The 24,964-nt window shown below is 63.6% G+C and carries 32 protein-coding genes and 1 tRNA gene; 16 read left to right on the top strand and 17 right to left on the bottom strand.

The window, feature by feature from the left end:
• Position 1: 1 nt before the first annotated feature.
• The gene (locus AMS69_RS12445) at positions 2 to 349 is read right to left on the bottom strand and encodes a hypothetical protein (protein ID WP_053968401.1); all 348 of its coding nucleotides are present in this window, start codon (positions 347 to 349) and stop codon (positions 2 to 4) included.
• Positions 350 to 516: 167 nt separating this feature from the next.
• On the opposite strand from AMS69_RS12445, the gene bluB reads away from it, so the two are divergent.
• Positions 517 to 1,188, top strand: a complete 672-nt coding sequence (gene bluB / locus AMS69_RS12440) for a 5,6-dimethylbenzimidazole synthase (protein ID WP_053968400.1) — start codon at positions 517 to 519, stop codon at positions 1,186 to 1,188.
• A gap of 171 nt (positions 1,189 to 1,359) precedes the next feature.
• Positions 1,360 to 3,264, top strand: a complete 1,905-nt coding sequence (locus AMS69_RS12435; protein ID WP_053968399.1) for a helicase HerA domain-containing protein — start codon at positions 1,360 to 1,362, stop codon at positions 3,262 to 3,264.
• Between the two features lie 27 nt (positions 3,265 to 3,291).
• Here AMS69_RS12435 and tpiA read toward each other — a convergent pair whose 3' ends face one another.
• Entirely contained in the window at positions 3,292 to 3,939 is a 648-nt protein-coding gene (gene tpiA / locus AMS69_RS12430; protein ID WP_005535122.1) for a triose-phosphate isomerase, read from the bottom strand.
• Between the two features lie 97 nt (positions 3,940 to 4,036).
• On the opposite strand from tpiA, the gene AMS69_RS12425 reads away from it, so the two are divergent.
• A complete protein-coding gene (locus tag AMS69_RS12425) occupies positions 4,037 to 4,642 on the top strand; it encodes a response regulator (RefSeq protein ID WP_053968398.1) in 606 nt (201 codons plus the stop codon).
• A gap of 1 nt (position 4,643) precedes the next feature.
• On the opposite strand, the gene AMS69_RS12420 is transcribed toward AMS69_RS12425, so the two are convergent.
• Genes AMS69_RS12420 through hisC form a run of 4 tightly spaced genes read right to left on the bottom strand, consistent with a single transcriptional unit; the run spans position 4,644 to position 7,406 of the window.
• On the bottom strand, positions 4,644 to 5,174 hold the full coding sequence (locus tag AMS69_RS12420) for a multiprotein bridging factor aMBF1 (RefSeq protein WP_053968397.1): 531 nt from the start codon (positions 5,172 to 5,174) through the stop codon (positions 4,644 to 4,646).
• 41 nt (positions 5,175 to 5,215) lie between these two features.
• Positions 5,216 to 5,824, bottom strand: a complete 609-nt coding sequence (locus tag AMS69_RS12415) for a CDP-alcohol phosphatidyltransferase family protein (RefSeq protein ID WP_053968396.1) — start codon at positions 5,822 to 5,824, stop codon at positions 5,216 to 5,218.
• Positions 5,821 to 6,327, bottom strand: coding sequence for an adenylate kinase family protein (locus AMS69_RS12410; RefSeq protein WP_053968395.1), 507 nt, complete (start codon positions 6,325 to 6,327; stop codon positions 5,821 to 5,823). Before AMS69_RS12410 ends, AMS69_RS12415 begins: the two co-directional genes overlap by 4 nt.
• Positions 6,324 to 7,406, bottom strand: coding sequence for a histidinol-phosphate transaminase (hisC, locus tag AMS69_RS12405; protein WP_053968394.1), 1,083 nt, complete (start codon positions 7,404 to 7,406; stop codon positions 6,324 to 6,326). The genes AMS69_RS12410 and hisC overlap by 4 nt, the downstream gene beginning before the upstream one ends.
• 257 nt (positions 7,407 to 7,663) lie before the next feature.
• On the opposite strand from hisC, the gene AMS69_RS12400 reads away from it, so the two are divergent.
• The 3 genes from AMS69_RS12400 (at position 7,664) to AMS69_RS12390 (ending at position 9,525) form a co-directional block, all read left to right on the top strand.
• The gene (locus tag AMS69_RS12400; RefSeq protein ID WP_004515646.1) at positions 7,664 to 8,362 is read left to right on the top strand and encodes a chemotaxis protein CheC; all 699 of its coding nucleotides are present in this window, start codon (positions 7,664 to 7,666) and stop codon (positions 8,360 to 8,362) included.
• A 47-nt stretch (positions 8,363 to 8,409) separates the two neighbouring features.
• Positions 8,410 to 8,862: a hypothetical protein gene (locus tag AMS69_RS12395; protein WP_053968393.1), complete on the top strand. Its 453-nt coding sequence runs from the start codon at positions 8,410 to 8,412 to the stop codon at positions 8,860 to 8,862.
• Positions 8,863 to 8,946: 84 nt separating this feature from the next.
• Positions 8,947 to 9,525 (top strand): metal-dependent hydrolase, encoded by a 579-nt coding sequence (locus AMS69_RS12390; RefSeq protein WP_053968392.1) that lies wholly within the window; start codon positions 8,947 to 8,949, stop codon positions 9,523 to 9,525.
• Here the strand turns inward: AMS69_RS12390 and AMS69_RS12385 are convergent.
• The 4 genes from AMS69_RS12385 to AMS69_RS12375 form a co-directional block, all read right to left on the bottom strand.
• Positions 9,522 to 11,156 (bottom strand): GMC family oxidoreductase, encoded by a 1,635-nt coding sequence (locus AMS69_RS12385; RefSeq protein WP_053968391.1) that lies wholly within the window; start codon positions 11,154 to 11,156, stop codon positions 9,522 to 9,524. The genes AMS69_RS12390 and AMS69_RS12385 overlap by 4 nt on opposite strands.
• Positions 11,157 to 11,419: 263 nt before the next feature.
• A complete protein-coding gene (locus AMS69_RS20205; RefSeq protein ID WP_155119963.1) occupies positions 11,420 to 11,581 on the bottom strand; it encodes a hypothetical protein in 162 nt (53 codons plus the stop codon).
• 11 nt (positions 11,582 to 11,592) lie between these two features.
• A tRNA-Arg gene (locus tag AMS69_RS12380) sits at positions 11,593 to 11,666 on the bottom strand.
• Between the two features lie 77 nt (positions 11,667 to 11,743).
• On the bottom strand, positions 11,744 to 11,983 hold the full coding sequence (locus AMS69_RS12375; RefSeq protein ID WP_053968390.1) for a twin-arginine translocase TatA/TatE family subunit: 240 nt from the start codon (positions 11,981 to 11,983) through the stop codon (positions 11,744 to 11,746).
• 531 nt (positions 11,984 to 12,514) lie between these two features.
• Here AMS69_RS12375 and AMS69_RS12370 point away from each other — a divergent pair.
• The 5 genes from AMS69_RS12370 (at position 12,515) to AMS69_RS21115 (ending at position 14,916) form a co-directional block, all read left to right on the top strand.
• Positions 12,515 to 12,760: a hypothetical protein gene (locus tag AMS69_RS12370; protein ID WP_053968389.1), complete on the top strand. Its 246-nt coding sequence runs from the start codon at positions 12,515 to 12,517 to the stop codon at positions 12,758 to 12,760.
• Between the two features lie 60 nt (positions 12,761 to 12,820).
• Positions 12,821 to 13,288 (top strand): peroxiredoxin, encoded by a 468-nt coding sequence (locus tag AMS69_RS12365; protein WP_053968388.1) that lies wholly within the window; start codon positions 12,821 to 12,823, stop codon positions 13,286 to 13,288.
• A 41-nt stretch (positions 13,289 to 13,329) separates the two neighbouring features.
• Entirely contained in the window at positions 13,330 to 14,142 is an 813-nt protein-coding gene (locus AMS69_RS12360) for an HD domain-containing protein (RefSeq protein ID WP_053968387.1), read from the top strand.
• Positions 14,143 to 14,204: 62 nt separating this feature from the next.
• On the top strand, positions 14,205 to 14,603 hold the full coding sequence (locus tag AMS69_RS12355) for a hypothetical protein (protein ID WP_053968867.1): 399 nt from the start codon (positions 14,205 to 14,207) through the stop codon (positions 14,601 to 14,603).
• A gap of 178 nt (positions 14,604 to 14,781) precedes the next feature.
• The gene (locus AMS69_RS21115; RefSeq protein ID WP_274378009.1) at positions 14,782 to 14,916 is read left to right on the top strand and encodes a hypothetical protein; all 135 of its coding nucleotides are present in this window, start codon (positions 14,782 to 14,784) and stop codon (positions 14,914 to 14,916) included.
• Between the two features lie 14 nt (positions 14,917 to 14,930).
• On the opposite strand, the gene AMS69_RS19745 is transcribed toward AMS69_RS21115, so the two are convergent.
• Positions 14,931 to 15,068: a zinc-ribbon domain-containing protein gene (locus AMS69_RS19745; RefSeq protein ID WP_238378396.1), complete on the bottom strand. Its 138-nt coding sequence runs from the start codon at positions 15,066 to 15,068 to the stop codon at positions 14,931 to 14,933.
• A gap of 506 nt (positions 15,069 to 15,574) precedes the next feature.
• Between AMS69_RS19745 and AMS69_RS12350 the strand changes: the two genes are divergently transcribed.
• A complete protein-coding gene (locus tag AMS69_RS12350; protein ID WP_053968386.1) occupies positions 15,575 to 16,828 on the top strand; it encodes a serine-tRNA(Ala) deacylase AlaX in 1,254 nt (417 codons plus the stop codon).
• A gap of 2 nt (positions 16,829 to 16,830) precedes the next feature.
• Here AMS69_RS12350 and AMS69_RS12345 read toward each other — a convergent pair whose 3' ends face one another.
• From AMS69_RS12345 to AMS69_RS12330, 4 genes are read right to left on the bottom strand one after another with little or no spacing between them, the layout of a single operon-like run.
• A complete protein-coding gene (locus tag AMS69_RS12345) occupies positions 16,831 to 17,754 on the bottom strand; it encodes a DMT family transporter (RefSeq protein WP_053968385.1) in 924 nt (307 codons plus the stop codon).
• A 7-nt stretch (positions 17,755 to 17,761) separates the two neighbouring features.
• A complete protein-coding gene (gene surE, locus AMS69_RS12340; RefSeq protein WP_053968384.1) occupies positions 17,762 to 18,568 on the bottom strand; it encodes a 5'/3'-nucleotidase SurE in 807 nt (268 codons plus the stop codon).
• Between the two features lie 36 nt (positions 18,569 to 18,604).
• Positions 18,605 to 20,020, bottom strand: a complete 1,416-nt coding sequence (locus tag AMS69_RS12335) for a small ribosomal subunit Rsm22 family protein (RefSeq protein ID WP_053968383.1) — start codon at positions 20,018 to 20,020, stop codon at positions 18,605 to 18,607.
• Entirely contained in the window at positions 20,017 to 20,751 is a 735-nt protein-coding gene (locus tag AMS69_RS12330; RefSeq protein ID WP_053968382.1) for a prephenate dehydrogenase, read from the bottom strand. The genes AMS69_RS12335 and AMS69_RS12330 overlap by 4 nt, the downstream gene beginning before the upstream one ends.
• A gap of 163 nt (positions 20,752 to 20,914) precedes the next feature.
• Here AMS69_RS12330 and AMS69_RS12325 point away from each other — a divergent pair, with 163 nt between their 5' ends.
• A complete protein-coding gene (locus tag AMS69_RS12325) occupies positions 20,915 to 21,688 on the top strand; it encodes a fumarylacetoacetate hydrolase family protein (protein WP_053968381.1) in 774 nt (257 codons plus the stop codon).
• A 41-nt stretch (positions 21,689 to 21,729) separates the two neighbouring features.
• Here the strand turns inward: AMS69_RS12325 and AMS69_RS12320 are convergent, their stop codons facing one another.
• Positions 21,730 to 22,536: a halocyanin domain-containing protein gene (locus AMS69_RS12320; protein ID WP_053968380.1), complete on the bottom strand. Its 807-nt coding sequence runs from the start codon at positions 22,534 to 22,536 to the stop codon at positions 21,730 to 21,732.
• Between the two features lie 317 nt (positions 22,537 to 22,853).
• On the opposite strand from AMS69_RS12320, the gene AMS69_RS12315 reads away from it, so the two are divergent.
• Together AMS69_RS12315 and AMS69_RS12310 are read left to right on the top strand one after the other, a co-directional pair.
• A complete protein-coding gene (locus AMS69_RS12315; RefSeq protein ID WP_053968379.1) occupies positions 22,854 to 23,216 on the top strand; it encodes a winged helix-turn-helix domain-containing protein in 363 nt (120 codons plus the stop codon).
• Positions 23,213 to 23,515 (top strand): DUF7521 family protein, encoded by a 303-nt coding sequence (locus AMS69_RS12310; RefSeq protein WP_053968378.1) that lies wholly within the window; start codon positions 23,213 to 23,215, stop codon positions 23,513 to 23,515. The genes AMS69_RS12315 and AMS69_RS12310 overlap by 4 nt, the downstream gene beginning before the upstream one ends.
• Before the next feature lie 23 nt (positions 23,516 to 23,538).
• On the opposite strand, the gene AMS69_RS12305 is transcribed toward AMS69_RS12310, so the two are convergent.
• On the bottom strand, positions 23,539 to 24,108 hold the full coding sequence (locus tag AMS69_RS12305) for a halocyanin domain-containing protein (protein ID WP_053968377.1): 570 nt from the start codon (positions 24,106 to 24,108) through the stop codon (positions 23,539 to 23,541).
• Between the two features lie 170 nt (positions 24,109 to 24,278).
• On the opposite strand from AMS69_RS12305, the gene AMS69_RS12300 reads away from it, so the two are divergent.
• On the top strand, positions 24,279 to 24,964 hold a 686-nt coding region (locus tag AMS69_RS12300), incomplete at its 3' end, for a cryptochrome/photolyase family protein (protein WP_202904547.1).

Genomic DNA, 24,964 nt, shown 5'->3' with positions numbered 1-24,964 from the left:
CTCAGGCGACACCGTGTTCCAGATTCTCAAGCAGTTTCCCGACGAACAGGCCGGCCCGTGGGGAGATAGTGTCATCAGCCGGAACAGCTGTCGGATGTGCGGCCAGCGTGTCGACGAACCGCTGGCTGTGAGTCATCGCGTGCAACATATCGACCACGTCGACCACCAGCCCCTCGTCGCTAGTGTCCATGCCGGTGTACCGCTCTTTCTCCGCCTCTGTGTAGGTGATTGTCCACGCCGGGCCACCTGCGGCTGCGACGATATCGTCGAGCGGGGCCACTTTCAGGGGTCCGTTGTCACTCCCAACGTACACGGTTCCGTCCTCGACGAACGTCTCGTATCTGTCCATGGACAGCCCACTGAACGGCTGTGTCAAAGCGTCCCATCGCAATAGCCGTTACCCCGTCCTGAACTGACCGGTACCAACACGGTCTGCCTTGCATTCGGATATCGCTGTATCCGGGACATTCACTGGCCAGCATAATCGGTATACAACTGCCGTCTGTCACGGAACATATGGCTGAGTTCGGCCCCCGAGAGCGCGAGGCAGTCTACAAGTCGATTTATTCGCGACGAGACATCAGACGATTTGCCGGCGACCCAGTTCCCGAGGAAGTTCTCGGACGGATTTTAGACGCCGCCCACAACGCGCCAAGCGTCGGGTTCTCGCAACCGTGGGATTTCATCGTGATAGAGGACAAACAGACGAAATCAGCGGTCGCAGCGATTGCCGAACGGGCGATAGCCGCCGCACGCGAAGGCTACAACGAACCGCGCAAATCAGAGTTCGGCCAGTTGAAACTGGAGGGGATAACCGACGCGCCGGTGAATATCTGTGTTACCTGTGACCCCACACGCGATGCGCCACACGTTCTCGGCCGGAACACGATGCAGCGAATGGACGTTTATTCGACGTGCCTTGCCGTGCAGAACCTCTGGCTGGCTGCCCGTGCCGAGGGTATCGGTGTCGGCTGGGTCTCGTTTCTGTATCCCCACGAACTCCGTGATGTGTTGAACATTCCACACCACATTCAACCCGTGGCCTACCTCTGTGTCGGATATCCAGAGGACGGCTTCCCTTCCGAACCGGTACTGCAACAGGAAGGCTGGCGTAGTCGCATCGACAGATCGGAACTGGTCCACCACGGTGAGTGGGACCCCAGTCGGACACCTGAAACGCAGTCATAACGGATTTGGTGAGTGAATTCTCGCTGATAGGACACGAAATCTCGAAGCCGAACAGGCGAAATCGCTACGTAATGCCGAGCGGTTTCACCCCCGTTCCAGACCTGTGCCACAGTTGACGGTCGTCTGACGGAGAGTTATGGGGCCTGCGCGTCTCTGTCCTGACAGAAACGCATGGCAGAGACCGAACAGATAACTGTCGCGACGACGAGCGCGGGGCCGGGTGGGACCGGAGAACCGGGGGAAACTGTCAATCTCCCGGTGGTGGAACTGCTGACCGGCCGGGGGTTTATTACCGGCAAGAGCGGGTCCGGCAAATCGAACACGGCGAGCGTCATCGCTGAGAAACTGCTGGACAACGGGTTTGGACTGCTTATCGTCGATATCGACGGCGAGTACTACGGTCTGAAAGAGGAGTACGAGATCCTCCACGTCGGCGGCGACGAGGAGTGTGACATTCAGGTCACGGAGGACCACGCCGGCAAGATCGCATCGCTGGCGCTGGAGCAGAACGTCCCCATCATCCTCGATATCTCATCGTTTCTCGACGAGGAGGAGGCCGAGACGCTGCTGACGGAGGTCGCCAAGCAACTGTTCGCGAAGGCCAAAAAGCAGAAACAGCCGTTCCTGATGCTCGTCGAGGAGTGCCACGAGTGGATGCCCGAGAAGGGGTCGATGGGCGAGGTCGGGAAGATGCTCATCAAAATCGGGAAGCGCGGCCGGAAACACGGGCTCGGCATCGTCGGCATCAGCCAGCGCCCCGCCGACGTGAAAAAAGACTACATCACCCAGTGCGACTGGCTCGTCTGGCATCGCCTGACCTGGAACAACGACACGAAGGTGGTCGGGCGCATCCTCGACAACAAGTACGCCGACGCCGTCGAGGACTTGGACGACGGTGAGGCGTTCATGATGAACGACTGGGCCGAGCAGGTCAGCCGGGTCCAGTTCCACCGCAAGCAGACCTTCGACGCCGGCGCGACGCCGGGCCTCGACGATTTCGAGCGCCCGGAACTCAAGTCCGTCAGCGACGACCTCGTTTCCGAACTGCAAACCATCAGCGACGAACAGCAGGAGACGGAGGACCGCATCAAGGAACTCCGCGAGGAACTGGACAAGAAGAACTCCCGCATCGCTGAACTGGAGGCCGAGCTGCAAGACGCCCGGGACCTCTCGCGGATGGCCGAGCAGTTCACCGAGGCGATGGTTGAGCAGGCCGAGGACTACAACCCCGGCCGGACGGAACAAGAGAAGATGCGCCGCCAGCGCGAGCGGTTCGCCGAGCAATCCACGTCGGATGGCGACGCAGACACCAGCGACGAGGCGGACGGCGACGCAGACACCGACGACGAAGCGGACGCCGACGGTCCCCGCGACGAGCAGCCCCCCGAACCGGACGAGACGGCCGACGCAACGTCGGGCGGCGGGTTCGGCGACGCGTTCAGCGCCTTCGCCGAGGACGGGGCTGCGATGAACGGCGGCAGCACAGACGAGGGAGCAGCGACGAATGGCAGCAGCGCGGACGCAGAACCGGCGTCAAATGGCCACGCTGAGAACGCTGCTGTGGCGACGAACGGGGACAGCCCAGACAGCAGTGCGGCGGCCGTGCCAGTCAACGGCCGGACTGAGACGGACACTGCTGAGGCTGACGACGATGCGCTGAGAGCGGCTATCGCCGAGGCCGTCGAAGCTGAGCAGTCGGCGGAGGCAACTGAGGCCGTCGAAGACGAGACGCCGTCAGATGTCGACGGTCCTGCCGTCTACGCCGACCTTCGAGCCGATATCGAGGAATTGGACCGAAAGACCTGCCGGATGCTCGCGTACTACCGGGAGCAGGGACCCGGGACGCCGCTGAACGCCCACTTCTCGGCCGGCGGCTCCGGCGACCGGACGGCCGCCTACGCGCGAAACAGGGAACTCCGGCTTCGCGGGCTGGTCGAACACGTCGGCCGCGGGAAGTACGACGCCCGGCTGGCCGCACTGGTACGTGAGGAGAGCGACCGCGGGCTCGACGACGAAGAAGTCGAGTCAGTTGTGTCCCGACTCGAATCGGCGTTTTTAGACGGCGACAGCGACTGAAAAGTCAGTACCGCGATACCGGCGATTTTACAGCAACGGTTCGACGAGGTCTTCGAGCGCCGCGCGCGGGTCGTCAGCTTTCGCAACGCCGCTTGCCAGCAGGACGCCGCTTGCGCCGAGATCGCTCGCCGAGACGAGGTCCTCACCGGTCGATATGCCAGCGCCACAGAGCACGTCCACGTCACCGTTGACGCGGGCGGCGGCGTCGACTGCGCCGGTCACGATGTCCGGGTCGGCCTTGCTGACGGGCGTGCCGGTCCCGATAAGTTCCGGCGGCTCGACGGCGACGCCGTCGGGGTCGAGCGCGGCGGCCGCGCCGATCTGTGCGGGGTTGTTCGCACAGACGATGGTTTCGAGGTCCGCGCGGTCGGCGGCGTCGAGCGCACCGTCGATGTCCGCGAGCTTGAGGCGGTTTTCGGAGTGGTTCAGCAGCGTCCCGACAGCACCGGCGTCCGCGGCAGCCTCGGCGAGGGTGCTGCCGGTGTGGCTGCCGTGTTCGACGGCGCTGACGTGCTGGGCCCACGTCTCGACACCGGTTTCCGCGACAGCGCTGATCTGTGCGGCCTGTGGCGCGACGGCGACACGAACGCCGGAATCGTCGCTGACGTCAGCAGCGGCGGTCGCTACTTCGACTGGATCACACGGGTACGCCTTCAGATTGACAAGGACGAACATACGAAACGCACCGGTTGCTGTGGGGAAATAGGTTGCGAAGCCGCCGTTTGGCGTCCCTACCACTGCGCCTTCGGTTCTCCCGAACCACCGCTCGGGGATGACAGTTATTACGGTTCAGCCGAGACAAGAAACGAGACAAGCCGTGACAGCAGGGGATGACGACACACCGACCGTTCTGATAGTCGAGGACGAACAACATCTGGCTGACCTGTACACCGACTATCTGTCCGACCAGTATCACGTGCAGACGGCCTACAGCGGCGAAGAAGGCCTGGAACTTCTCTCGTCCGAGATCGACGTCGTGCTGCTCGACCGCCGGATGCCGGTCGTCTCCGGCAACGAAGTGCTTGCACAGATCGAGGAGAAGGGACTTCGATGCCGCGTCGCGATGGTGACTGCCATCGACCCCGACTTCGACATCATCGAGATGCGCGTCGACGACTACCTCGTCAAGCCCGTCACCCGGGACGACCTGCAGGAAGTCGTCGACCGACTGTACAAAATCCGGGAGTACAACAACCGACTCCGGACACTCACGTCGAAAAAGCTCAAACGCAACGTTCTCCGCGTCGAGAAGACCGACCGTGAACTACAGGACAGCGAACGGTATCAGGCACTCCAGGACGAGATCGAGCGGATCTCGTCGAACGTCGAGTCCCTCGCGAACGAACTCGATGTCGAAAAAGACGACCTCCGGCTGTGATCTAGTCCTTTCGCTTCACGACGTCGCCGAGCGTGTACTCGCCGTCGCTGCTGCCGCCGGACCACTCTGTTTCGTCAGCGCTACCGCCGGCACTCAGGGAAATTTCGAGCGCGTTTTCGAGTTTCTTCTGGACATCGTCGCTTGGCAGCGAGTTGCCCTGTTCGAGCTTCCGGATGAGGCTCGCCTTCTCGTTGAGCTGCTTGGCGAGTTCTTCTTGGCTGAGGCCCTGTGACTCTCGGCCTTTACGGATCCGGTCGTCGTAATCCTGTGCGATCTCGTCCATCTCGTCGAACATATCCCGGCGGCGGCCACCGGACCCGCCACCACCCGAGGAACTCGACGATGAGGACGAACTCGACGACGATGACGATGAGGACGACGTCGAGTACTTCGTCGACGTGGACGACGTCTCCTCCGTCTTGACCTCCGTGCCGAAGTCGGTACACTCGTCGCAGACGTCGAGTTCGGCCCCCTCGATTTTGACGCGGTTCGGAGACGAAACCTCCGTCCCGCACATCTCGCACTGAACCATACCGACGGCTTGGACGGGGCGCGGTATAAATGGTGCGCTGGCTACTCCAGCGCGGCCATCGCGTGATAGAACCGCTGTGCAGCGGTGACGTGGCCGACGACGGCGAACACGACCAGCAGCCAGCCGACCAGCGTCAGGCCGCCAAGCGCGGTTGGGACGAACGCCGCGACGCCCGTGACGACGCCGACCAGCGCGAGCCGGTCGGCCCGCCCGAGCAGGCCGCCGTAGACGCGGTCGAGGCCGACCGCCTGGGCCTGCGTCCCGAGGTAGGAGGTCATCAGGACGCCGGTGACGGCGGCGATGCCGAGCGCCCACTGACCGACGCCGGCAGCGAGGCCGACGATGATGCCGATGTCGGCGTAGCGGTCCAGCACATGGTCCAGTAAGTCACCGCCCGAGGACGCGACGTTCAGTTCCCGCGCGAGCGCGCCGTCGACGAGGTCGAGCCAGCCGTTCAGAAAGACGAGGACGGCACCGCCGAGATACAGCAGGGGTTCCCGCATAGCGACGGCGTACACCCCGCCCGCACCGAGGGCCAGCAGAAACGCGATGACGCTGACGCCGTTGGGTGAGAGGCCGGCCACCTTGGCGGCGCTGACAAACGGCCCGAGCGCGCGGTCGGCCAGCGGGCGGAACTTGTCGAGCGTCATAGCCAGTCGATGTAGGAGACAGTCCCCGCGCTGGGCTCGCGCTCGCCGGCCACGACGGCCTGAATCTCCTGTGCCACCTCGTCGGGGTCCCGGTCCGTCGTCTCGATTTCGTAGACGGAGTCCATGCCACGCTCCTCGACGGCTTCCCCGAGGATGACATCGAGCGCTTCCGACTCCGCGTTCTCGTAGGCCTTCGAATCATCGTCACCGCGCTCTCGAAGCCGTTCGACGATGGTTTCGGGGTGCGCTCGGAGCACGATCACGCGATCTGCGTCGAAGTGATGCGCGAGGTGGGATTCGAACAGCACGTCGTCGCGGCCGTCGAGCCACTCGGACAGTCTGTCGAGGTCGGCGACGAGGCTCCCGCGGTCTTCGTCGATGCCCGTCGAGAATCCCTCGTCTTTGATGATGTCGTTGAGATGGAGGACATCGAAGTCTGTGTCGAGGTGTTCCGTTGCCGTGGTCTTGCCCGTTCCCGGCGTCCCAGTAACGGCGACCCTCACGGCTCGACCACCTCGATGACCTCGTTCAACACCGAGACGGCGCGTTCCGTGTCCTCGCGCGTGCCACAGGTGATGCGGATACACTCGGGCAGGCCGAACGAGGAGCAGTCTCGGATGATGACGCCGCGCTCCTGGGCGGCGTCCGCGACGGCCGACGCGTCGCCGACCTCCGCGAGGACGAAGTTCCCCGCGCTGTCCCAGGTCGGCGCGTTGAGTTCCTCGGAGAGGTACTGCCGTGCCCACGTAGCGGTTTCGACGGAGCGCTCGACGTGTTCGTCGTCATCGAGCGCCGCCAGCCCGGCCCGGCAGGCGAGTTCGCTGGCCGAGAACGGCGTGTTGATACGGGCGTAGGCGTCTGCCCAGTCCTCGGGGACCACCGCGTAGCCGAGGCGAATCCCCGCGAGGCCGTAGGCCTTCGAGAACGTTCGCAGGAGCGCAACGTCGTCGCGGTCGTCCAGCAACGGCCGCTTGCTCGGCTCTTCGGAGAACTCACCGTAGGCCTCGTCGACGACGACCAGCGTCTGTTCGTCGGTCTCCTCGGCGATTGTTCGGACCGCGTCGGTCGAAAACTCCGCGCCGGTCGGGTTGTGCGGGCTGGTGAGGTAGACGATGCGTTCACCATCGTAATCTTTCAGGACGGTGTCGGCGGTCTGAGCGAAGTCGTCAGCCTTCGAGAGCGTGTACTCGTTGACCTCGCCGTGGTGATAGCGGGCGCTCATCGCATAATACGCGAAGCCCGGCGACGGGACGAGCACCTCCTGCCCGGGGTCGAGCATCGCCCGAGCGAGGCAATCGAGCGCGCCGTCGCCGCCGTTGCTCAGCCACACCTGTGCTGGCGTTACATCCCACAGCTCCGCCAGTTCCTCGACGAGGTCGGCGTGGGAGGCCTTCGGATAGGAGTGCATTCGCTCAGCGGACCCGCGAATCGCCTCGACGGCGTCCGGACTCGGTCCGAACATGTTCTCGTTTGACGCCAGCTTCACCATGTCGTCCGGGTCGAGACCGAGTTCCCGGGCGACTTCCTCGATACCGCGACCTGCCCGATAGACAGTGTGAGCGGAGAGGTCCCGTGGTTCCATGGCTGTGCAAAACGGACGGGGCGGCTTAAGCGTGCTCACATCGGGCGTGGCCGTGGCTCCCCAGCGAGTGTCGCACAGAAATTCGACGGCGGCTTCCCGTGAGAAGCCCGTCGATGACGGGCACGGCACGGAATAGCACGCTCCCCACCGAGTCCCTGTCAGTCAGTGGTAATGAGCGTTACGGTGAACCACCGTTCAGTCGCTGACAGCTGTCCCCACCGAAAACGGTAACACACCATAGGTCCTGTTAGCCTGCAATGCCGCTTCTCATCGATATTCGGAAACTCACGCTCATCACCAGACTCATTCAGGATGGGGCCGAGCAGGTCGCTGATTCGCTGGCGACGCTGGCCGGCGTCGACGCCGCCGTCGAGATCAAGAGCCTCTCGTTCGTCCAGCCGGAGGACATCGCCACCGAGATGGGCGGCGGGAATATTTACAGCGCTCGCGTCCGGTTGACAGAGCCGCCCTACGGCGTCTTCCTGATGACGTTCGAGACGGAGACAGCCGCTGAGATCGCGGAGTTAATGACCGGCTCTAGTGTCGATGATGGATTCACACAGCTCCACGAGTCCGCGCTCCAGGAGATGTGTAACATCCTCACTTCGGGCTTCATCGACGGCATCGCGAACACGCTGAACGCGACTATCAACATGGGGACGCCGACAGTCGTACAGGACGACGCGACCGAGATCGCAGACAAGGCCCTCTCGCACGTCCGCCGGGACTCGCTGACTATCGTGCTCGACTCGCTCGTCGACATCAAGGAGAGCGACGTCGCGTTCTCGCTTCGCATCTTCCTCATCCCCGACCCCGGCTCGTTCGTCCATCTCATCGACCAACTGGACTACGACACCGACCGCGAGACCCACATCTCCGCCGACACTGACGCGGTCAAAGAACTCGATATGTCGGGTGATGCGGACGCCCTCGATGCTTTCGATTCCTCGGAGTAGCGGACCAAACCCACGACGTTGAAGAGGATCGCGTCCAACCGCCGGATATGAGTGTCGTAAACGCGGCCATCTTCGGGGTGCACCTGATATTCGCCGCGCTGTGGGCTGGAACCGTGTTGTTCATGACCTACGCCGTCCTTCCGACGGCGCTGAACGGCGACTCGTCGCCGGGACCGCTGTCGGCGATTACCGGGAAGCTCCGGACGGTGTCGCGTGCGAGTGCGACGCTCCTGTTTCTGACAGGCGGACATCTGGCAGCGACCCGCTACACCGCCGAGTCGCTGACAGGAACCGGTCGCGGCCACCTCGTTCTCACGATGATCGTCCTGTGGTTCATTCTGGCCGGTCTTGTGGAGGTCGGCGCATCGAAGCTCAGCGACGGCTTCGACCAGCAGAAGGTACGCGAACCGGCCCGGAACGCTCGCCCGTTCCTGCTGGGGGCGTCTCTTGTGTCGATTTTACTCCTGCTTGACGCCGGTGCTATTCTCGGACTGTACTGAATAGCCGCCGTCTCGGTTTCCGGTTACAACTCACGCAAACCTGTATCAGCAGATACAAATCACAATCCGGCATATCAGGACACAATGTGGCCGTGGGGACATCTCGCCGCCGCCTACCTCGTCTATGCTATGTACACTCGGTTCGACCCGACCCGCCGCCAGACAGCGGCCACGCTGACCGCGCTGGCGGTGGGGTCGCAGTTCCCGGACCTGATCGACAAGCCCTTCGCCTGGACGTTCGGCGTCTTGCCGTCCGGTCGGTCACTGGCTCATTCACTGCTCACACTTCTCCTCATTGCCGTAGTCTTGCACCGACTCGCCGCGCTGTATCGCAGAACAGAGCTTTCGACAGCGTTCACGCTCGGTGCGTTCGTCCACACGCTGACTGACATGAGCCCGACGGCGGTGGCCGGGCTACTCGGCGGTGACCTGACACAGCTCCAGTGGCTGCGCTTTCTGGTCTGGCCGCTCCGGCCACCGCCGCCGTACGCCAACGACACCTCATTCGTCGAGCAGTTCGCGTCGCTCTCGTTCGAGCCGTACGTCCTGTTTCAGTTCGGGCTGTTCGGCCTTGCCGTCGCCGTGTGGCTCGTCCATGGCGCGCCCGGGCTTCGGTCAGTCACTCGCCGAAGCAAGGCTGTGTTCACTGATTTCGCCGATTAAAGCCGCTCGGAGATATGGTCGGCACATTTCAACGCCAGCGCGGCGATGGTCAGCGTCGGGTTCATTGACCCGGCGGTGACGAACACCGACGAGGACGCAATCGAGAGGTTCGGCACGTCGTGGGTCTGCAACTGTGGGTTGACGACGCTCTTCTGTGGGTCGGTTCCCATTCGCGTCGTTCCCATGTGGTGGTACGCCGGCCCGGTGTCAGCCGGGCCGACCGTCCACGAGATGTCGACGCCCAGTTCCGACAACACGGCGTGTTGTATCTCGTTCGCCCGCGAGAGCGACCGTTCCAGCCGGTCGCCCCACGACCACTGAATATCTGGAACTGGATTGCCGTGGTCATCTGTCGTTGCTGTGTCCAGCGTGACGCGGTTTTCCTTCCGCGGCGGTTGGCCGACCAGTCCACCCATCGCGATGCTGTTGCCGTAACTATCGCGGAGGCTCGACAGCAACGTATCGCCCCACTCTTCGCCGGAGAGTGCGAGCTCGACCGGCGACGGGCCGGCGTAGTTCAGGAACTCCAGTTTCAGCGGCGACAGCGCCTCGTCGGAGGATTCAACGACCGTCTCGCCGTCCGCGACCCGCGCAACTGCCTGCCCGGGGTCGTCGTAGAACTGGTGGCACTCGCTTGTGAGAAAGCCGACGTGGTTCTGGCGCGTTTCACGGTCGAGCGTGCCGCCGGCACCGGCAAACAGGTGATCCATGAAGTAGTGCCCGACCAGTCCCGAACTGTTTGCCAGCCCGTCAGGGTGGTCATCATTCGCTGATAGAAGCAGGAGCCGCGGCGTCTCGACGCCGCCCGCCGCAATGACGAATTCGCGGGCCGACTGTCGGTGCTCAGTCCCGTCCGGCGTCGCGTAGACGGCCGCCTCGATGCGTCCGTCGGCGTCGGTGACGAGGCGCTGGACCGGCGCGCGGTCGATAACTTTGGTCCCTTCGGCTTCGGCGTCTTCGATGTGGACGCTGGCGTCGTATTTCGCTCCGGAGGGACAGACCGGCTGGCAGGTCCCGTACCCCACACACGGCCCGCGGCCGTCGTACGGTTCCGAGTTCCGGGCGTTGGGCACGGAGTGCATCGTTATGCCCAACTGCTCGCAGGCCTCCGCGAACAGCGAGTCGCTGTACGACGGCGGGAATCCGGGCAGCGGATAGGTCGGCTCCTCGCGCGGCGGCGCGAACGGGTTGTCTGCGTCACCGGCGACCCCAAGCGCCCGCTCGGCGTCGGCGTAGTACGGCCGCAGGTCGTCGTAGCTGATCGGCCACGCCGGATCGTCGGTGTCGTGGCTCCCGTCGAAATCCGAGGGGTGCAGCCGCATCACCATCCCCTGCCAGTGCAGCGTCGACCCGCCGACGCCTTTGACCCGTGAGATGTTCAGCGGGTAGTACCGATCGCCGCTCGCACTGAACGCGTCGCGGTCGCCACCCATCTCCCAGACGGAGCCGTGGTCACCGGGCCGAATCGTCTCTTCCATCTGCTGCTCTCGCTTCGACCTGTCGAACCGCGGCCCGGCCTCTAGCACCACGACTTTCTGGCCCTCGCTAGCGAGCTGGCTTGCGATGAGTGCCCCTGCCGGCCCGGCTCCGACGACACAGACATCCGCCCGCTCGGACGGCTCCCGGTCCATTTCAGCAGGAGTTAGGCAAGCCTAAACTTATACGTTGGCATCTCAGGCGTCGTGTGGGTTGTGTCCTCCCTTCGGTCGCGAATGTGGTTCGAGCGGCCGGAGAAAAGAGGCGGGCGTGGCGGGACTGAGCGAAACCGCAGGTTTCGCGAGGGTCGCCACGACCGCGAGTGTGTTTCGAGCGAATGCGAGTAACCACGAAGCGAGCGTGGCGGGATTCGAACCACGGTCGGACGTGCTCGCTCCACTGCGCGCGACCTCCCTGATTAGAATCCCGCCATGCCAGTTCGGTCACAGACTCGCTTCGCTCGTCGGTTCCCTGCACGGGCGTGGCGGGATTCGAACCGGAGCAAGACGGTCGCCTCACTTCGTTCGCCGCTGCGACTTGCAGGGTTCGAACTCCGTGCCCGTTCGCTCGTCGCGTCCACTCCTCGCAGAACGGGCGTGACGGGATTCGAACCCGCGTTCTAGGGGTTAGGAACCCCTCGCCCTGGTCCACTAGGCCACACGCCCCATCGGATGGTCGATTGAGCGGTGAAAAATCCTTTCGTTATCACTAGAGCGCGTTGAAAACGGAGAAGTGGTCGAGATTACGTCTCGGTTTCCGTCGCCGTCTCGGTCGACTCGGTCGAGTCCACGGTGGACGCGTCGGTCCCTTCTGCAGCGCCGCCCTCACGCATTTCTTCGAGTTCCTGTTCGACTTCCTCTCGCCCCTTCTGGAACTCGCCCATAGCTTCGCCGGTCGACCGCGCCAGTTTTGGAATCTTGTTCGCCCCGAACAGCAGGACGGCGATGAGGAGGATGACCATCATCTCCGTCGTCCCGGGCATCCCCGGGAACAGTACTCCGGATGTCCCTAACATTGTATCCGAAGGTTACGTGGTTGCTATTATAACCTTTTTGCTCAGGATGGCCTGCTGGGCGATCTACTGCCGTCGGGACTGTGCTGGGGCGCTGTATTGGTATCCCAGCAACAAAATGAGACCACGACTGAGACAGACTTGGTCAGCCTGTGGCAGTAGCCTCGCCGGGGACTGCCGACGAGGCTCGACGCCGGGGGTCGTGAGTCGGACGGAGCACCACGAGGCACCAGGTTTCCGACTGTTCCATCTCGCTGGGCTGGGAAGTCGACACCATGAGCAGCGGACCAGATCGATCGCTGGGGTGTCTAGATGACACACACTGTGTGGCCGTCTTCTGCGTTCGTGGGCTATCCGTCTGCGAGTTCGCACCCGCATCACTGACTATGCTATCCTGGCAATTCATTATCTGCCTGTTAATTTACGCCCACCGGACACAGTCCAGTCAGATGACTCCGCCGCCCGGGGATATAACTACTGTCGGGCGCTCAGAGATACCAGATGCCGGCCGATAGCCACACGATGGAAGTAAGGAGCGGACAGGAGGTAACGATTCGACCGATCAAACCCGTCGGGGAGGATGTCGTTCGGGTCGACATCGAGGCCGATGGGGTGTGGCGACTCGACATCACGCGCGAGGGCGAGATCGCGGATGTCGTCACGACCCGGGACGCAGACGGGACACTCGCGGACCGCGAGCTCCCGGCGTGGATCGACGAGGTCACTGCGAAGTTCGCACAGTTCTGACAGCCGCCGCACTCGTCCGGGTCGGAAAGGGTTTTACCTGCCACGACCCAGGTCGCCACTATGGTATCAGTCGGCGACGCTGCGCCCGATTTCACGGCACCGATAGCAAACGGCGACATCGACGAGGTAACGCTGTCCGAGGCGGTCGCGGACGGCCCCGTCGTCCTCGCGTTCTTCCCGGGGGCGTTCACCAGCGTCTGCAGCCACGAGATGAACACGTTCCAGGACCGACTGGACGAACTCACCGAGGCGGGGGCGACGCTGTACGGCGTCAGCATCGACACGCCGTTCTCACAGAACGCGTTCCGGGACGAACTGGGACTCGAATTCGACCTCGTAAGTGACTCCGGGCGGGAGATCGTCGATGCCTACGACATTTCGATGGACTTCGAGGCGCTCGGCGTTCCGAACGTCGCCAAGCGAGCCGTCTTCGTTATCGACGAGAACCAGGAAGTCACGTACGCCTGGGTCAGCGACGACCCTGGCGTTGAACCGGACTACGACGAAGTTATCGACGCCGCCACCTGAGCGGAGGGGGATTTTTCGCGGTGGGCCGTCTGGGTTGTCGTATGAGCGTCGACAGAGACGATACCGGCGGCCGTATCTACGACCCCGAGGCGGACCATGCGTTCCCGGACGGGCGGCTGAACGCGGTTCTCGACACGATCACGACTGACGAGGAGATTCAGGCGTATCTCGAAGCCCAGAACATCAACCCCGTCGCGCGCAAGCGGTACAACGACCACGGCGCGAAACACATCGGCATCGTCCGAAACCGAGCGCTGTGCCTGTACGACCTCCTCAAGCAGGGCGGCGTCGAGTTCAACGGCGCGGCCGACCACGGCCTCGACGAGGCGGACGAGGCCGTCATCATCGCACTGGCGACGACGCTGCACGACATCGGCCACGTCGTCCACCGCGACTCACACCCGTATTATTCGATCCCGCTTGCGGCCGACATCCTCGATGACATCCTCCCGGAGTTCTACGATATCCGTCAGGCGGTACAGATAAAGGGTGAGGTACTCCACGCGATTCTCTGCCACCACACCGAGGAAAACCCGCTGACGCTGGAAGCCGGCGTCGTTCGCGTCGCCGACGCGCTGGACATGGAGCGTGGCCGGTCACGGATTCCGTACAAGCGCGGCGGCCGTGGCATCGACACCGTTTCCAGCCAGGCTATCGAGACGGTGACGCTGACCACGGGCGACGACTATCCCGTCCTCGTCGAAATCACGATGAACAACGCGGCCGGCGTCTATCAGGTCGATAATCTGCTAAAAGCCAAACTGAAAGACTCTGGTCTGGAGGAACACGTCCGCATCGTAGCGCTCAACACCCGAGAAGACGGCAATCAGATCGTCGAGCGAATCGAACTCTAGCCCGGATCGACACAACGGTTTTGTACCGTGGTTCCCTAGCTATGCGCATGAGTCTCACACCCATGGATGAGCCACGGGGTGCCCGGGGCAAGACGGATGGCGGCGACGTGCCGTCGCCCTCGCTTCTGGACCGGGTCAGGTACCGCGTGCGCTCAGCCATTGAGACCATTTCGGTTGGGGAGCGATGCTCTGCGTGGCTTGATAGACGTGGTCGAGATAAACCACAATCAAAGATTCACACCGATGGGTTCGCTGACGATGTCGTTGCCCCGCCGGAGTGTCCGTCGATCAGCGACTTGCCGACGCGGTCACGACCGTTTACATACCCGACGCGGAATCACGCGGAGCGCAACACTGTCGACCTCATCGCAGTTGAGGGCGGAGACCGGCTTACGATGACGCACCCGGACAATTCGGACGCGAAAATAACATCTGATATGTGGATGGATGTCGAACAGTAATCACAGAACACCTCCTTCTTTCTAACCCGGCATTGCCACTCCCCGCTTACTGGAATGGTTTCAGATCGCTTCGGATAGTGAATCTGAGGAGGCGCGCGCAGAAATTGCACAGCGCGAGACGGAGCCTGAGCAGTTGACGGCGGATCTGGAATCAACCGCCACATCCGACGGTCAGGCGATGGAACGACCAGCAGCCGGCACTGACTCGCTGTCGGACAGTGCGGACCGACTCCTCCCCCTCATCGCCCAAGTTGACGTTCAGGAACAACAGGCCCGGTCAGGGACTGTGAGTGCGGAAGTGACGACGGACTAACCGGGAGCCGACGGCTACAGATCGTACCGCGCGATATCGCCGGAGCCACAGACCGGGCAGGTCGTCGCGTCCGTTTCGAGGGTCGTTCCACAGCGTCGACACTCCAGATGTGACTGCTGTCGAGTCCCTACGACCCGGCGTAATCGCTCCATCATATTGCCAGGCAGGACACCAAGACTGATATAATCAGTCAATCCACGGCGAAAGTGAAAACCGCAAGACATAGCGTCGATTCTGCTAGTCGTCAGCCAAGCGTCAGACGCCGCTGTCAGACCGGCCAGCCTGTACAGCCACCTCTGTTACGCGCGGACCTGCTCATGTCGGTTCCGCTTGCCGGACGCATACAGAAGCGCCAGAACCAGTCCGACTGCAAATAGCCAGACCACCACCAGCAAGAGTACTATCGACTGGACCCCAGTCCAGAGCATGAACGGTACGCGTCACTGTCGGTACTTAATTAGGAGCTCTGTATCGCGAACGGAGACAGTGCCACACAGCGGATTATGCCGTCGATAACGGTGAAACTGGTGTCGGTCGCTCTACAGCCTAACCGACTCGGTGCGATACGCACTGGCTCCTGTCGACTGGGCGGTCCCAGACGCCCGCCCGTCAAGGGTACGCCCAGACGTTTTTGTACACGCCAACGTAGCCACGTCCGATGACGGGAACAGCCGCAGCCGAGCCCACTGTGACGACGTTTACCTCGACCGTCGACCGTATCGATTCGACCGCCGTCGTGCTAACGGAGACGTACTTCTACGCCGAAGGCGGTGGCCAGCCGGCGGACCGGGGTACTCTCAGCGGTGTCGAGGTCGTCGACGTCCAGCACCGGAACGGCGATATCGTCCACGAACTGGCCGAACCGCCGTCTTTCGACCCGGGCGAGACAGTCGAGGGCCGGATTGACACGGCGTTTCGGACGTACTGCATGCGTGCCCACACGGCCAGTCACGTCCTCTATGGCGCTGGTCGCCGGCTGCTGTCGGACCTCGGCTACGGCGGGTTCGACATCAGCGCGACGGTCCCGGACGATGTCGGTGACGACGACTTTGGGCCGGCTGTCAGCGGGAAGGTTCGGGTGGACTTCGAAACGACAACCGAAATCGACGACGAGATACTCACCGAACTTGAGCGGCTGACCAACCGTGCTGTCTGGGAATCATACGACGTGACCTGGGAAGAGATCCCGCGTGACGAGGCGCTGGGCCGCGACGACATCGCGTTCAACACGAAGACCGAAGAAGGAATCGAGGGCGAGACGGTTCGTGTCGTCACCATCGAGGACTGGGACGTGGCAGCCTGCGGTGGGACACACGTCGGAAACACGCGTGAAATCGGGCCGGTGACAGTACTCGGTCGGTCCAACCCCGGCGAGGGCTTGACTCGTGTCGAGTTCGCTGTCGGCCCGCGAGCGATCCGGCAGCGCGCGACCGAGCACGAGCGGGCGATGGCTGCCGCGCAGTCGCTGGATACAAACGTTGCCGAACTCCCGGATGCTGTCGACGGACTCCGGGCGGAGCGCGACGACCTCCGGGACACGGTGTCGGCCCTCCGAGAACGCCTCGTCGATTCCCGTCTTGCGGATCTGCGTGACGACGCCATCGAAGTGGACGGGCAGCGGTGGCTCGTCGGCACAGTGGCAGGACTTGACGCGAACGCGCTCGCTGACCGGGCGGAGTCTGCGGTCAATGACGAAATCGACGTGGCTGCGCTGGTGGATACTGATGGCCAGTATCTCGGCGTCGCGACGACCGGCGGCGTCGATGCCGGCGACGTAGTCGACCGGGTGACGACGGAGTTCGGTGGCGGCGGCGGCGGGCGACCGACAGTCGCACAGGGCGGCGGGCTCGACGCCAATGGGGACGACGTCGTCGCGTTCATTCGTGACACGACGGCCGACGGCGGCGACTGACCTCAGTCCCCCCGTCTCGGCGTCCCGTTAAAGCGTGCAACCTCGTTTCGCAGTGCGTCCCGTTTCAACAGCCCGAACCCGATGAGAATACAGACGAACCCGACACCAGTGTAGACCGTCGGCGTCTCGCCGAGGAACAGCAGTCCGGTGGCGGCGGCGACGACCGGCGCAGCGTAGGAGACGAGATTGATCTCGATGGGTCCCAGCCGCTCCAGCAGGTCGAAGTAGATGAGAAATCCCAGCGCGCTGGCGACGACGACCAGATACAGCAGGGCCAGCACGGCTTCAGCAGTCCACTGAACGTCGGCTATCGACTCGGAGGCCCCGATGCTGACACCGTGCATGAGCACCGCACCGAGCAGCATCGACCACGCTTCCATCGTCTCGATCTCTAGCTCGTCGTCGAACCGACGTGTCAGCACGCTCCCGAGAGCGAAGGCCGTGGCCGCGAGGAACACCAGAACCAGCGAGACGGTTCGGGGGTTGAGGAGGTTCCCCGGGTCGGGGTTGCTGAGGACGCCGACGCCGACGAATCCGACGAGGAGACCGACGATGCCCAGCGTCGTGAGCCGTTCCTCCGGGAGAAACGCACGCGCGAACCCGGTCGTGAGAATCGGCGAGAGACTGACGACGATAGCGGCGGCGGCGCTCGTGGTCCCCTGCTCGCCGACGAACAGAAAGATATGGTACGCGGCGATCATGAGTGTGCCGCCGATCCCCACAACGATCCAGTCGGTCCGACCCTTTGGAACCCACTGGTCGGTAGCGTACACCGCGTAGCCAAGCATCAACACCCCGGCGAGGTCGTACCGGAACGCGGCAAACAGGATTGGCGGGAAGTACTCCAGCCCGGCTTTGATGGCGGTAAAAGCGCTGCCCCAGGCGACCGCGAGCGCGACGAAGAGGATAGCATTACGGAACCGCATCGTCAGCTCAGTCGGCCGCCTCGTCGTCGCCCGGCTCGTACGTCTCCGCGATAGCGTCGAGCGCCTCGTGATGTTCCGTCGTGTGTGGCGCAGTCAGCGGTGAGACGCTGACCTTGCCGTCGACGACGGCGCGGCGGTCGGTCCCCTCGGGGTCGGGGATGTCGCCCTCGGCCATGTGTTCCCAGATGCGGTCGTGGAGCGTCACGGCGTCGCCGTCCTGCACAGCGTCCATCTCGTAGAGGTGAGACGGTCGCGTGACCGTCATCTGTGCGTCGCCCCACTCCGCGACGGGGGCGTTGATGTTCAGGTAGTCACACTGTTCGAACACGCCGGCATCGACGGCGTGGTCGGCAAGGTAGGTCGTCGCCTTCGCTGCCTCGCGGTAGCTGTCGCCGTTGGCTTCGATATCGGCAAACGCAGCGTCCTCGCGGACCGGGATGTACATCGAGACGGCCATCGCCGGCACGTCGAAGAAGGTGGCCTCGACGGCGGCGCTGACGGTCCCCGAGCGGCCGAGAACGTACGCGCCGAGGTTTGCCCCGCGGTTACAGCCCGCGACGACGAGGTCAGTGTCGGTGACGAGCGCTTCCAGTCCCGCCACGACGCAGTCCGAGGGCGTCCCCTCGACGGCGTAGCCGAGTTCGTGCTCGTGGACGGTCACTTCGTGTGAAATAGCCCGACCGACCGCGCTCTGGTCTTCCGCCGGGGCGACAGCGGTTACGTCGCCGACTGTCGAGAGACCGTCGTACACCGCCCGGAGGCCGGCGCTCTCGATGCCGTCGTCGTTTGTCAGCAGAATCGTCGGCTCGTCCATACGTTCCGTGGGGCCGTCTGCGAGAAAAGCCCACCGCTAGCGGGCCCGGTCGACGACCGTCTCACCGTCGACGACGACGTTGTATGCCTCCTCGTCGTCGTTCCACAGCACCAGGGCGTTCTCGAAGGACAGCAGGTCGCCGTAGTCGGCTTTCCGGAGGTCTTCGTTCAGGATCGACGCCTCGGTGAGGACGGCGAAGTGGTCGACCTGCTGGCTGCCGTCGCCAAGCAGGTACAGCGGGTTCGCCCCCTCCCGCTCGGCGAGGTCGTGGCTGAGTTTGACCCCGAGGAAGTTCACCCGGTCGGTGACGTAGTTCTCGGCGTCGGCCATCGGCGCGTGGATGCCCCGGTCCGGCGTCACGTCGTGCGTTCGCCGACCGTCCGTCCGCAACACGCTGTATGCGAACTGCACGTCCGTGTTGACGAACTCGCCTGTGCCGCCGCCGGCGTCATCGAGCCGCCGCTGCATCGTCGGCACCTCGATGTCCGGTTTCCGGTCGAACGACCACGACTCACTGTCGGGCGACTGGTGGGGCCAGAGCCGCACCGTCGGCCCGTACACCGTCGCGGGGCCGCCGTCGGCCACCTCCCGTTCGACCGTCCGGAGCTGTATCGCCGTGTTCCGGTCGGCCGGAGCCAGCGCCAGCAACGTTCCGTCGTCGGCAAGCGCCTCGACGTACCGATAGAGGGTCGCCGCCGCGTCGTCGAGTTCGCTGAGGACGTTGCCGAAGACAATGAGGTCGTACTCCGCTGCATCCGCTCCCGTCGGCTCGAACTCCTCGGCGAGTGTCCGGTGAATCTCCCAGCGGACGTTCTGGCCGCTATCCTGTAGAAGGTGTTCGAGGACATCCGCGGCGGCGCTCGGTTCGACCGCGTGGTAGTCAAGCAGAGCGTCGTCGGGGAGCAGGTCACGCAGGGCGAGCGCCGGGCCGCCGACGCCGGCCCCCACGTCCAAGACCCGAAGCTGTGTCGGGAGCAGACCGTCCGCGGCGAGGTCCGCAAGGACGTACTTCGCCACGGCGTAGTAGTCGGGGAGGTGGTAGACCGCGTAGCCAAGCGCCGTCAGTTCGTCGTACTCGACGGCCTGACCCTGGAGGTACCGCTCCTTGATGTCGCGGATGCGCTCGCGGAGTTCGTCGCCGCTCTCGCCGTCGTACCACTCCAGCCCGCCCCACTCCGTCAGCAAGTCCATGACCTCCTGTTCGTAGCGGTCGGGGAACCGGTCGACGCCGTCGAAAGTTACCGAAAGCCGGCCCTCCGGTGCCGGAACGAAGGTCCCGTCGTCCTGTTCGATGATGCCCAGATCGAACGCCTCCTCGCGGAGTACCCGTCTCACGACGGCGGGGTGGGGCTGGCCCTCGACGTACTCGTGTAGCTCCTCGGGATCCAGCGGTCGAACGTTGCGGAGGTACTGGGCGTTGTCGCGTATCTGCTGGCGTGTGTCCTGATTCATGAGAGTTGCTCGTAGAGCCGTTCGAAAGTATCTGCGTCGGCATCGGCGAGTTCCTTAGCTGCGTCGGCGACCGCGTCTGCGCCGTCGAATGTTCGCTGAATATCGGCGTACACCCGCGGGTCGCCGCCGGTGACCTGCTCGACGAGGTCGAACAGGCCGGCCGAAATCGGCGTCTGGAACCGGTCTGGTACGTCGTCGGCGACCATCGCGAACGCGAGCACGGCCGCGTGAGCGCTGGCCTGGACCGTCTCCATGGCCTCGTCGTGTTCCGCCGCCGTCGTCTCGAAGCAGTTGTTCCCGGCCGCGGCGAGGGCGTCGACGACAGCCCCGGTCTCGGGTCCCGGTGCGTCGGCGACGACGGCAACGTTTCCGGGTGCGTTCTCGGGGGCGAACAGCGGGTGCAGGCTGAGTCGCTGGCCATCGGGCATCGCGTCTTGCATCGCCGCGACGGGACCGGCCATGCTCCCTGTCACGTCGACGAGTGCATCCGTGGCGCACGGCGCGAATTCGTCGATGGCCGTCCCGGCGACGGGCATCGGCACCGCGACACAGACCACGTCGAAAGTCTCCCTGGCGTCGCTGGCGACAGCGCGCCCGCCGACCGCGGTTGCCGCGGCTTCAGCGGCCGACTGGTCGAGGTCGGTGAAGGCGACGGTCGCGTCGGCGTGGGTTCGGACCGTGCGTGCGAACCACCGCCCCATCGCGCCGGCACCAACGACGAGGACGTTCATCGGCCCAGCGTAGCCCGTCCCGTCTCAAAAGCCGTTCGGTCACGCTTCTGCTCGCCGCGACACCGCAGGTGACGATGGATAGGTAGACAGGCGTCGAACAGCCCGCTGTGGTCCGGTTTCCCCCTCCTAAACGCTTATCTGTCGGCCCTGAGAGAACGGTGACATGAAGCGCGTTCGATTCCGTGATACCGCGGGGAACGTCCGGGGGGGTCGCTGGACCGTCGAGGACGGCGAGCCCGTCGTCACCGCCGCCGCCGGCCCGTACGGCCGCATCGCCTTCGGCGACGAGTCCTACGACCCCGACGAGGTGGATATCCTCCCGCCCTGCGAGCCGACGAAAGTCGTCTGTATCGGGCGCAACTACGCCGACCACGCCGAGGAGATGGACTCGGACCTCCCGGACCGGCCGATGCTGTTTCTCAAGGCTCCGAACGCTGTTGCGTCCCACGGCAAGCACCTCACGATGCCCTCAGGGAAAGAGCGCATCGACTACGAGGCGGAACTCGGCGTCGTCATCGGCGAGCAGTGCCGGAACGTCAGCGAATCGGGCGCGATGGACGTCGTCGCGGGGTACACCTGCGTCAACGACATCTCCAACCGCGACGACCAGCGGCAGGAACAGAACTGGGTCCGCGGGAAGGCCTTCGACAACGCCTGTCCCATCGGCCCGCTCGTCGCCACACCGGAACACGTCCCCGAAGACGCCAGCATCGAACTCCGACTCAACGGCGAGACGAAGCAGTCCTCCTCGCGCGAGCATCTCATCTTCTCCGTCCCCGAACTGATCGCCGAAATAACGTCATACATGACGCTGGAACCCGGTGATGTCATCGCCACGGGGACACCCGAGGGCGTCGGACCGATGGAAGACGGTGACGAGGTCGAAGTCGAAATCGAAGGTATCGGGACGCTCAAACACAGCGTCAAGATTCCGTAGGCGGCCAGCACGTCAGTTCCGACGCGGTCCAACGACGAGTGTTATTCGACGACGATTGCGCCTCTCATCCCCAGGCCCTTGTGCGGTTTACACGAGTACAGGTAGGTCCCGGGCTCCTCGAAGGTGTGCTGGTAATCGCTTCCGCTTTCGGCGACGAGTTCCGAATCGAGCGGGCCATCGCCTTTCGAGACGATGTTGTGAGGCCCCCCCTCGCCGGTCCACTCCCAGCGGACGGTCGTCTCAGTCGACACCTTCAGCGCTGGGGGGTCGAACGCGAACTCCCCACCGTTGCCTTTCGCGCCGGTTGTGACAGTTGCTGTGTCAGTGCCGGTCCGGTCGACAATGGTGCCGTCGAAGTTACTGGACTCTACGAGCCACTCGTCGACTTTTGTGTTGCCTGAAGACGGCGGCTCTTTCACAATAATTGCACCCTTCATGCCATCATCGCGATGCGGTTCGGAGACGTAGCGGTACTCGCCGGTCTCCTCGAAGAAGTAGTGATACCCCGTCCCGGGCTGGGCGTTTGTCCGGCCACTGTCAAAGGTACCGTCTACGGCGACGACGTTCTGCTGACCGCCGTGCCCGGTCCAGTCCCATTGGACTATGGTCCCTGGCGGAACCTCTATCGCCGGTGGGCTGAATGCCAGTCCGTCATCCGTCTCCTGCCCAACCATGATTGTCGGCCGGGACTCGGGGCCGTACCTGTGGGGTTCGCCGTCGTAGCCGTTGGCATCATCAAGCCAGTCATCAAGAGACTCGGGTGTCTGTTCAGGCGTCGCAGTTTCGGTTTCGGTAGTGGTCTCGGTTCCGGTTTCGGCTGCTGGTTTCGAACTACTTCCCGATGACACGCACCCGGCGGTAACGGCGAGCGCTGTCAACCCTGTGCCTGCGAGAAACTGTCTGCGAGTGGAGGGCCGTTGCATAGCAAGCTAGCTGTTGTCATCCGATGATAGAAAAGGGAGTGTGCCCTTTCCAGATTCTGGAAACAAACGGTCACCCTTTATCTGAGGGTGTTTTATATTTTCGACACTGGCAGACAACTGCTACCGGGGTACTGCAGGACACCGGCGTCGAAGTATCCCACAGGATTCACGTCGCTGCCCCGTCATATCGAAATCGAACCGCCGCAGAACCGCCTCCACCCGTCCTCTGAGAGGGTCCCTCCGTGGCACACAACGACGCGAGCGAGACACAGGCGCTGTTCGACGCCCTCGCCGACCCTGACTGTCGCGACATACTCAGGGTACTCGACGAGCCGTTGCCAGCGAAGGACGTCGCCTCGGTCTGTGATCTTCCCCAGACAAGCACCTATCGGAAGCTCGAACAGTTGAGCGAGGCCGAGCTGGTCGCCGAGGAAACAGAGGTGCGTGCCGACGGCCATCACGCGACGGCGTACGTCCGGGACTGTGACGGGGTGTTTGTCGGCATCGACGCCGACGGCGCGTTCGAGGTCGACGTTCTGCCGGCCGAGGAGCGGCCGAGTGATCGGCTCGCCCTCCTGTGGTCTCGTGTTAGCGAGGAACTATGAACGCAGATATCCCACTCATCGTCATCGGATTCAAGACTGTGACAGTGTTACTCGGTGGGCTCATCACCTACTTCGCTGTTCGCGCAGCAGTGAAAACGAGGGCCACTGGCCTCACGTATCTCGCCGTCGGATTCGCGACGATTACTGTCGGCTCGTTGCTCGCCGGCGTCGCAGACCAGTTGTTCGGCTTACCGACCGATGTCGCGCTGATAGTCGAGAACGCGCTCACCGCGGTCGGCTTCGCGATCATCGCGTACTCGCTGTACGTCACCAGCCGCTCCGCGCTGGTAACACGATAAAAAATCTGCCAGAGAGCGATCCGTTATTCGACGACGACTGCGCCGACCATCCCGAGCGCCTTGTGCGGGACGCAGTTGTAGAGGTAGGTACCGGTTTCTTCGAACGTGTACTCGTAGGTGGTCCCTTCCTCTGCGACAGCCGAGCCCGAGTCGAGCGGGCCGTCGCCCTCGGATTTGACGTTGTGGCCCGCACCTTCACCGGTCCACTCCCAGACGACCGTCGTTCCGGTCGAGACGTTGACCGCTGGCGGGTCGAAGGCGAATGCGCCGCCGTTGCCCTCAGCCCCGACGGCGACTGTGACCTCGTCCTGGTCGGTCATCACGACCATGGAGCCATCGAAGTTCGATGAGTCACCGACGTAGTCCGCGACCTCGTCCGGCGCTTCGGCGGTCTCCATCCCACCGCTGCTCTCGGTGTCCATTGCCTCGGCTTCAGTGGTCTCCTCGGTTTCGGCGGCCTCAGTCTCGCCGCTGCCACCATCACCGCCACTGCTGCCATCGCCGCCGGACCCGCCACAGCCAGCGAGGAGTCCAGCGCCTGATACGGCTGCCGTCGTGCGGATGAACGTCCGTCTGTCGAGGTCGTCTGTCATGCATTTAAAGTTATGACTGTGTACGTATAAGCGAGTCGTTTCTGTCGCTTATCAAGAAACAATAATTGAGGTTTTGACCGCTCCGCTGTCCCGGAATACCAACACAGTTCGGACGGGGATTGATGCTGCTACAGGCCCGTATTGGAACCAATGGGAGTGTCTGTTTGTCGATGACTGTCTGGCTTCGCGGTGACCACCTCGTCCGGCGGTCCGGTCCCGTCGCTCGACGGCCTGACGAACCAGTGCTTCTGATAGAATCGGAGGCGTTCGCTCGCAAGCTACCGTACCACCCACACAAGCTGATTCTGCTGTTCAGCGCGATGCGGCACTTCCGCGACGAACTGCGGGCCGACGGCCGACCGGTCCGCTACCAGCAAGCAGAGACCTTCGAGGACGGACTGGCAGCACATTTCGAAGCCACCCCTGACGACACGCTCGTCACCCACCGACCACAGACTGGGGCTGCACAGTCGCGTCTCGAATCGCTGGTGGCCGATGCCGGCGGAACCGTCGAGTTTGTCGCCGACGAACGCTTCCTCTGCTCACCGTCGCAGTTCGACGGCTGGTGCAGTGACGGTCGCTACCGTCACGAGGACTTCTATCGGTTCATGCGCCGTGAGACGGGCTACCTGATGGCGAACGGTGACCCCGTCGGCGGCGAGTGGAACTACGACGACCAGAACCGTGAGACGCCGCCCGACGAGTGGACCCCGACGGCCCCCCCGCAGTTCGAACCCGACGACGTGACCCGGGATGTCGTCGAGTGGGTCGAAACGACCTTCGAGGGAAGCTACGACGAACGGCCCTACGGCGGAGACTGGGCTGACCCGGAGCCGTTTCGCTGGCCGGTCACTCG

The organism is Haloarcula rubripromontorii, assembly GCF_001280425.1.
In the GTDB taxonomy this organism is placed as follows: domain Archaea; phylum Halobacteriota; class Halobacteria; order Halobacteriales; family Haloarculaceae; genus Haloarcula; species Haloarcula rubripromontorii.
Note: the sequence above shows the minus strand (reverse complement) of the source record. Positions and strands in the feature narration are given on the sequence as shown.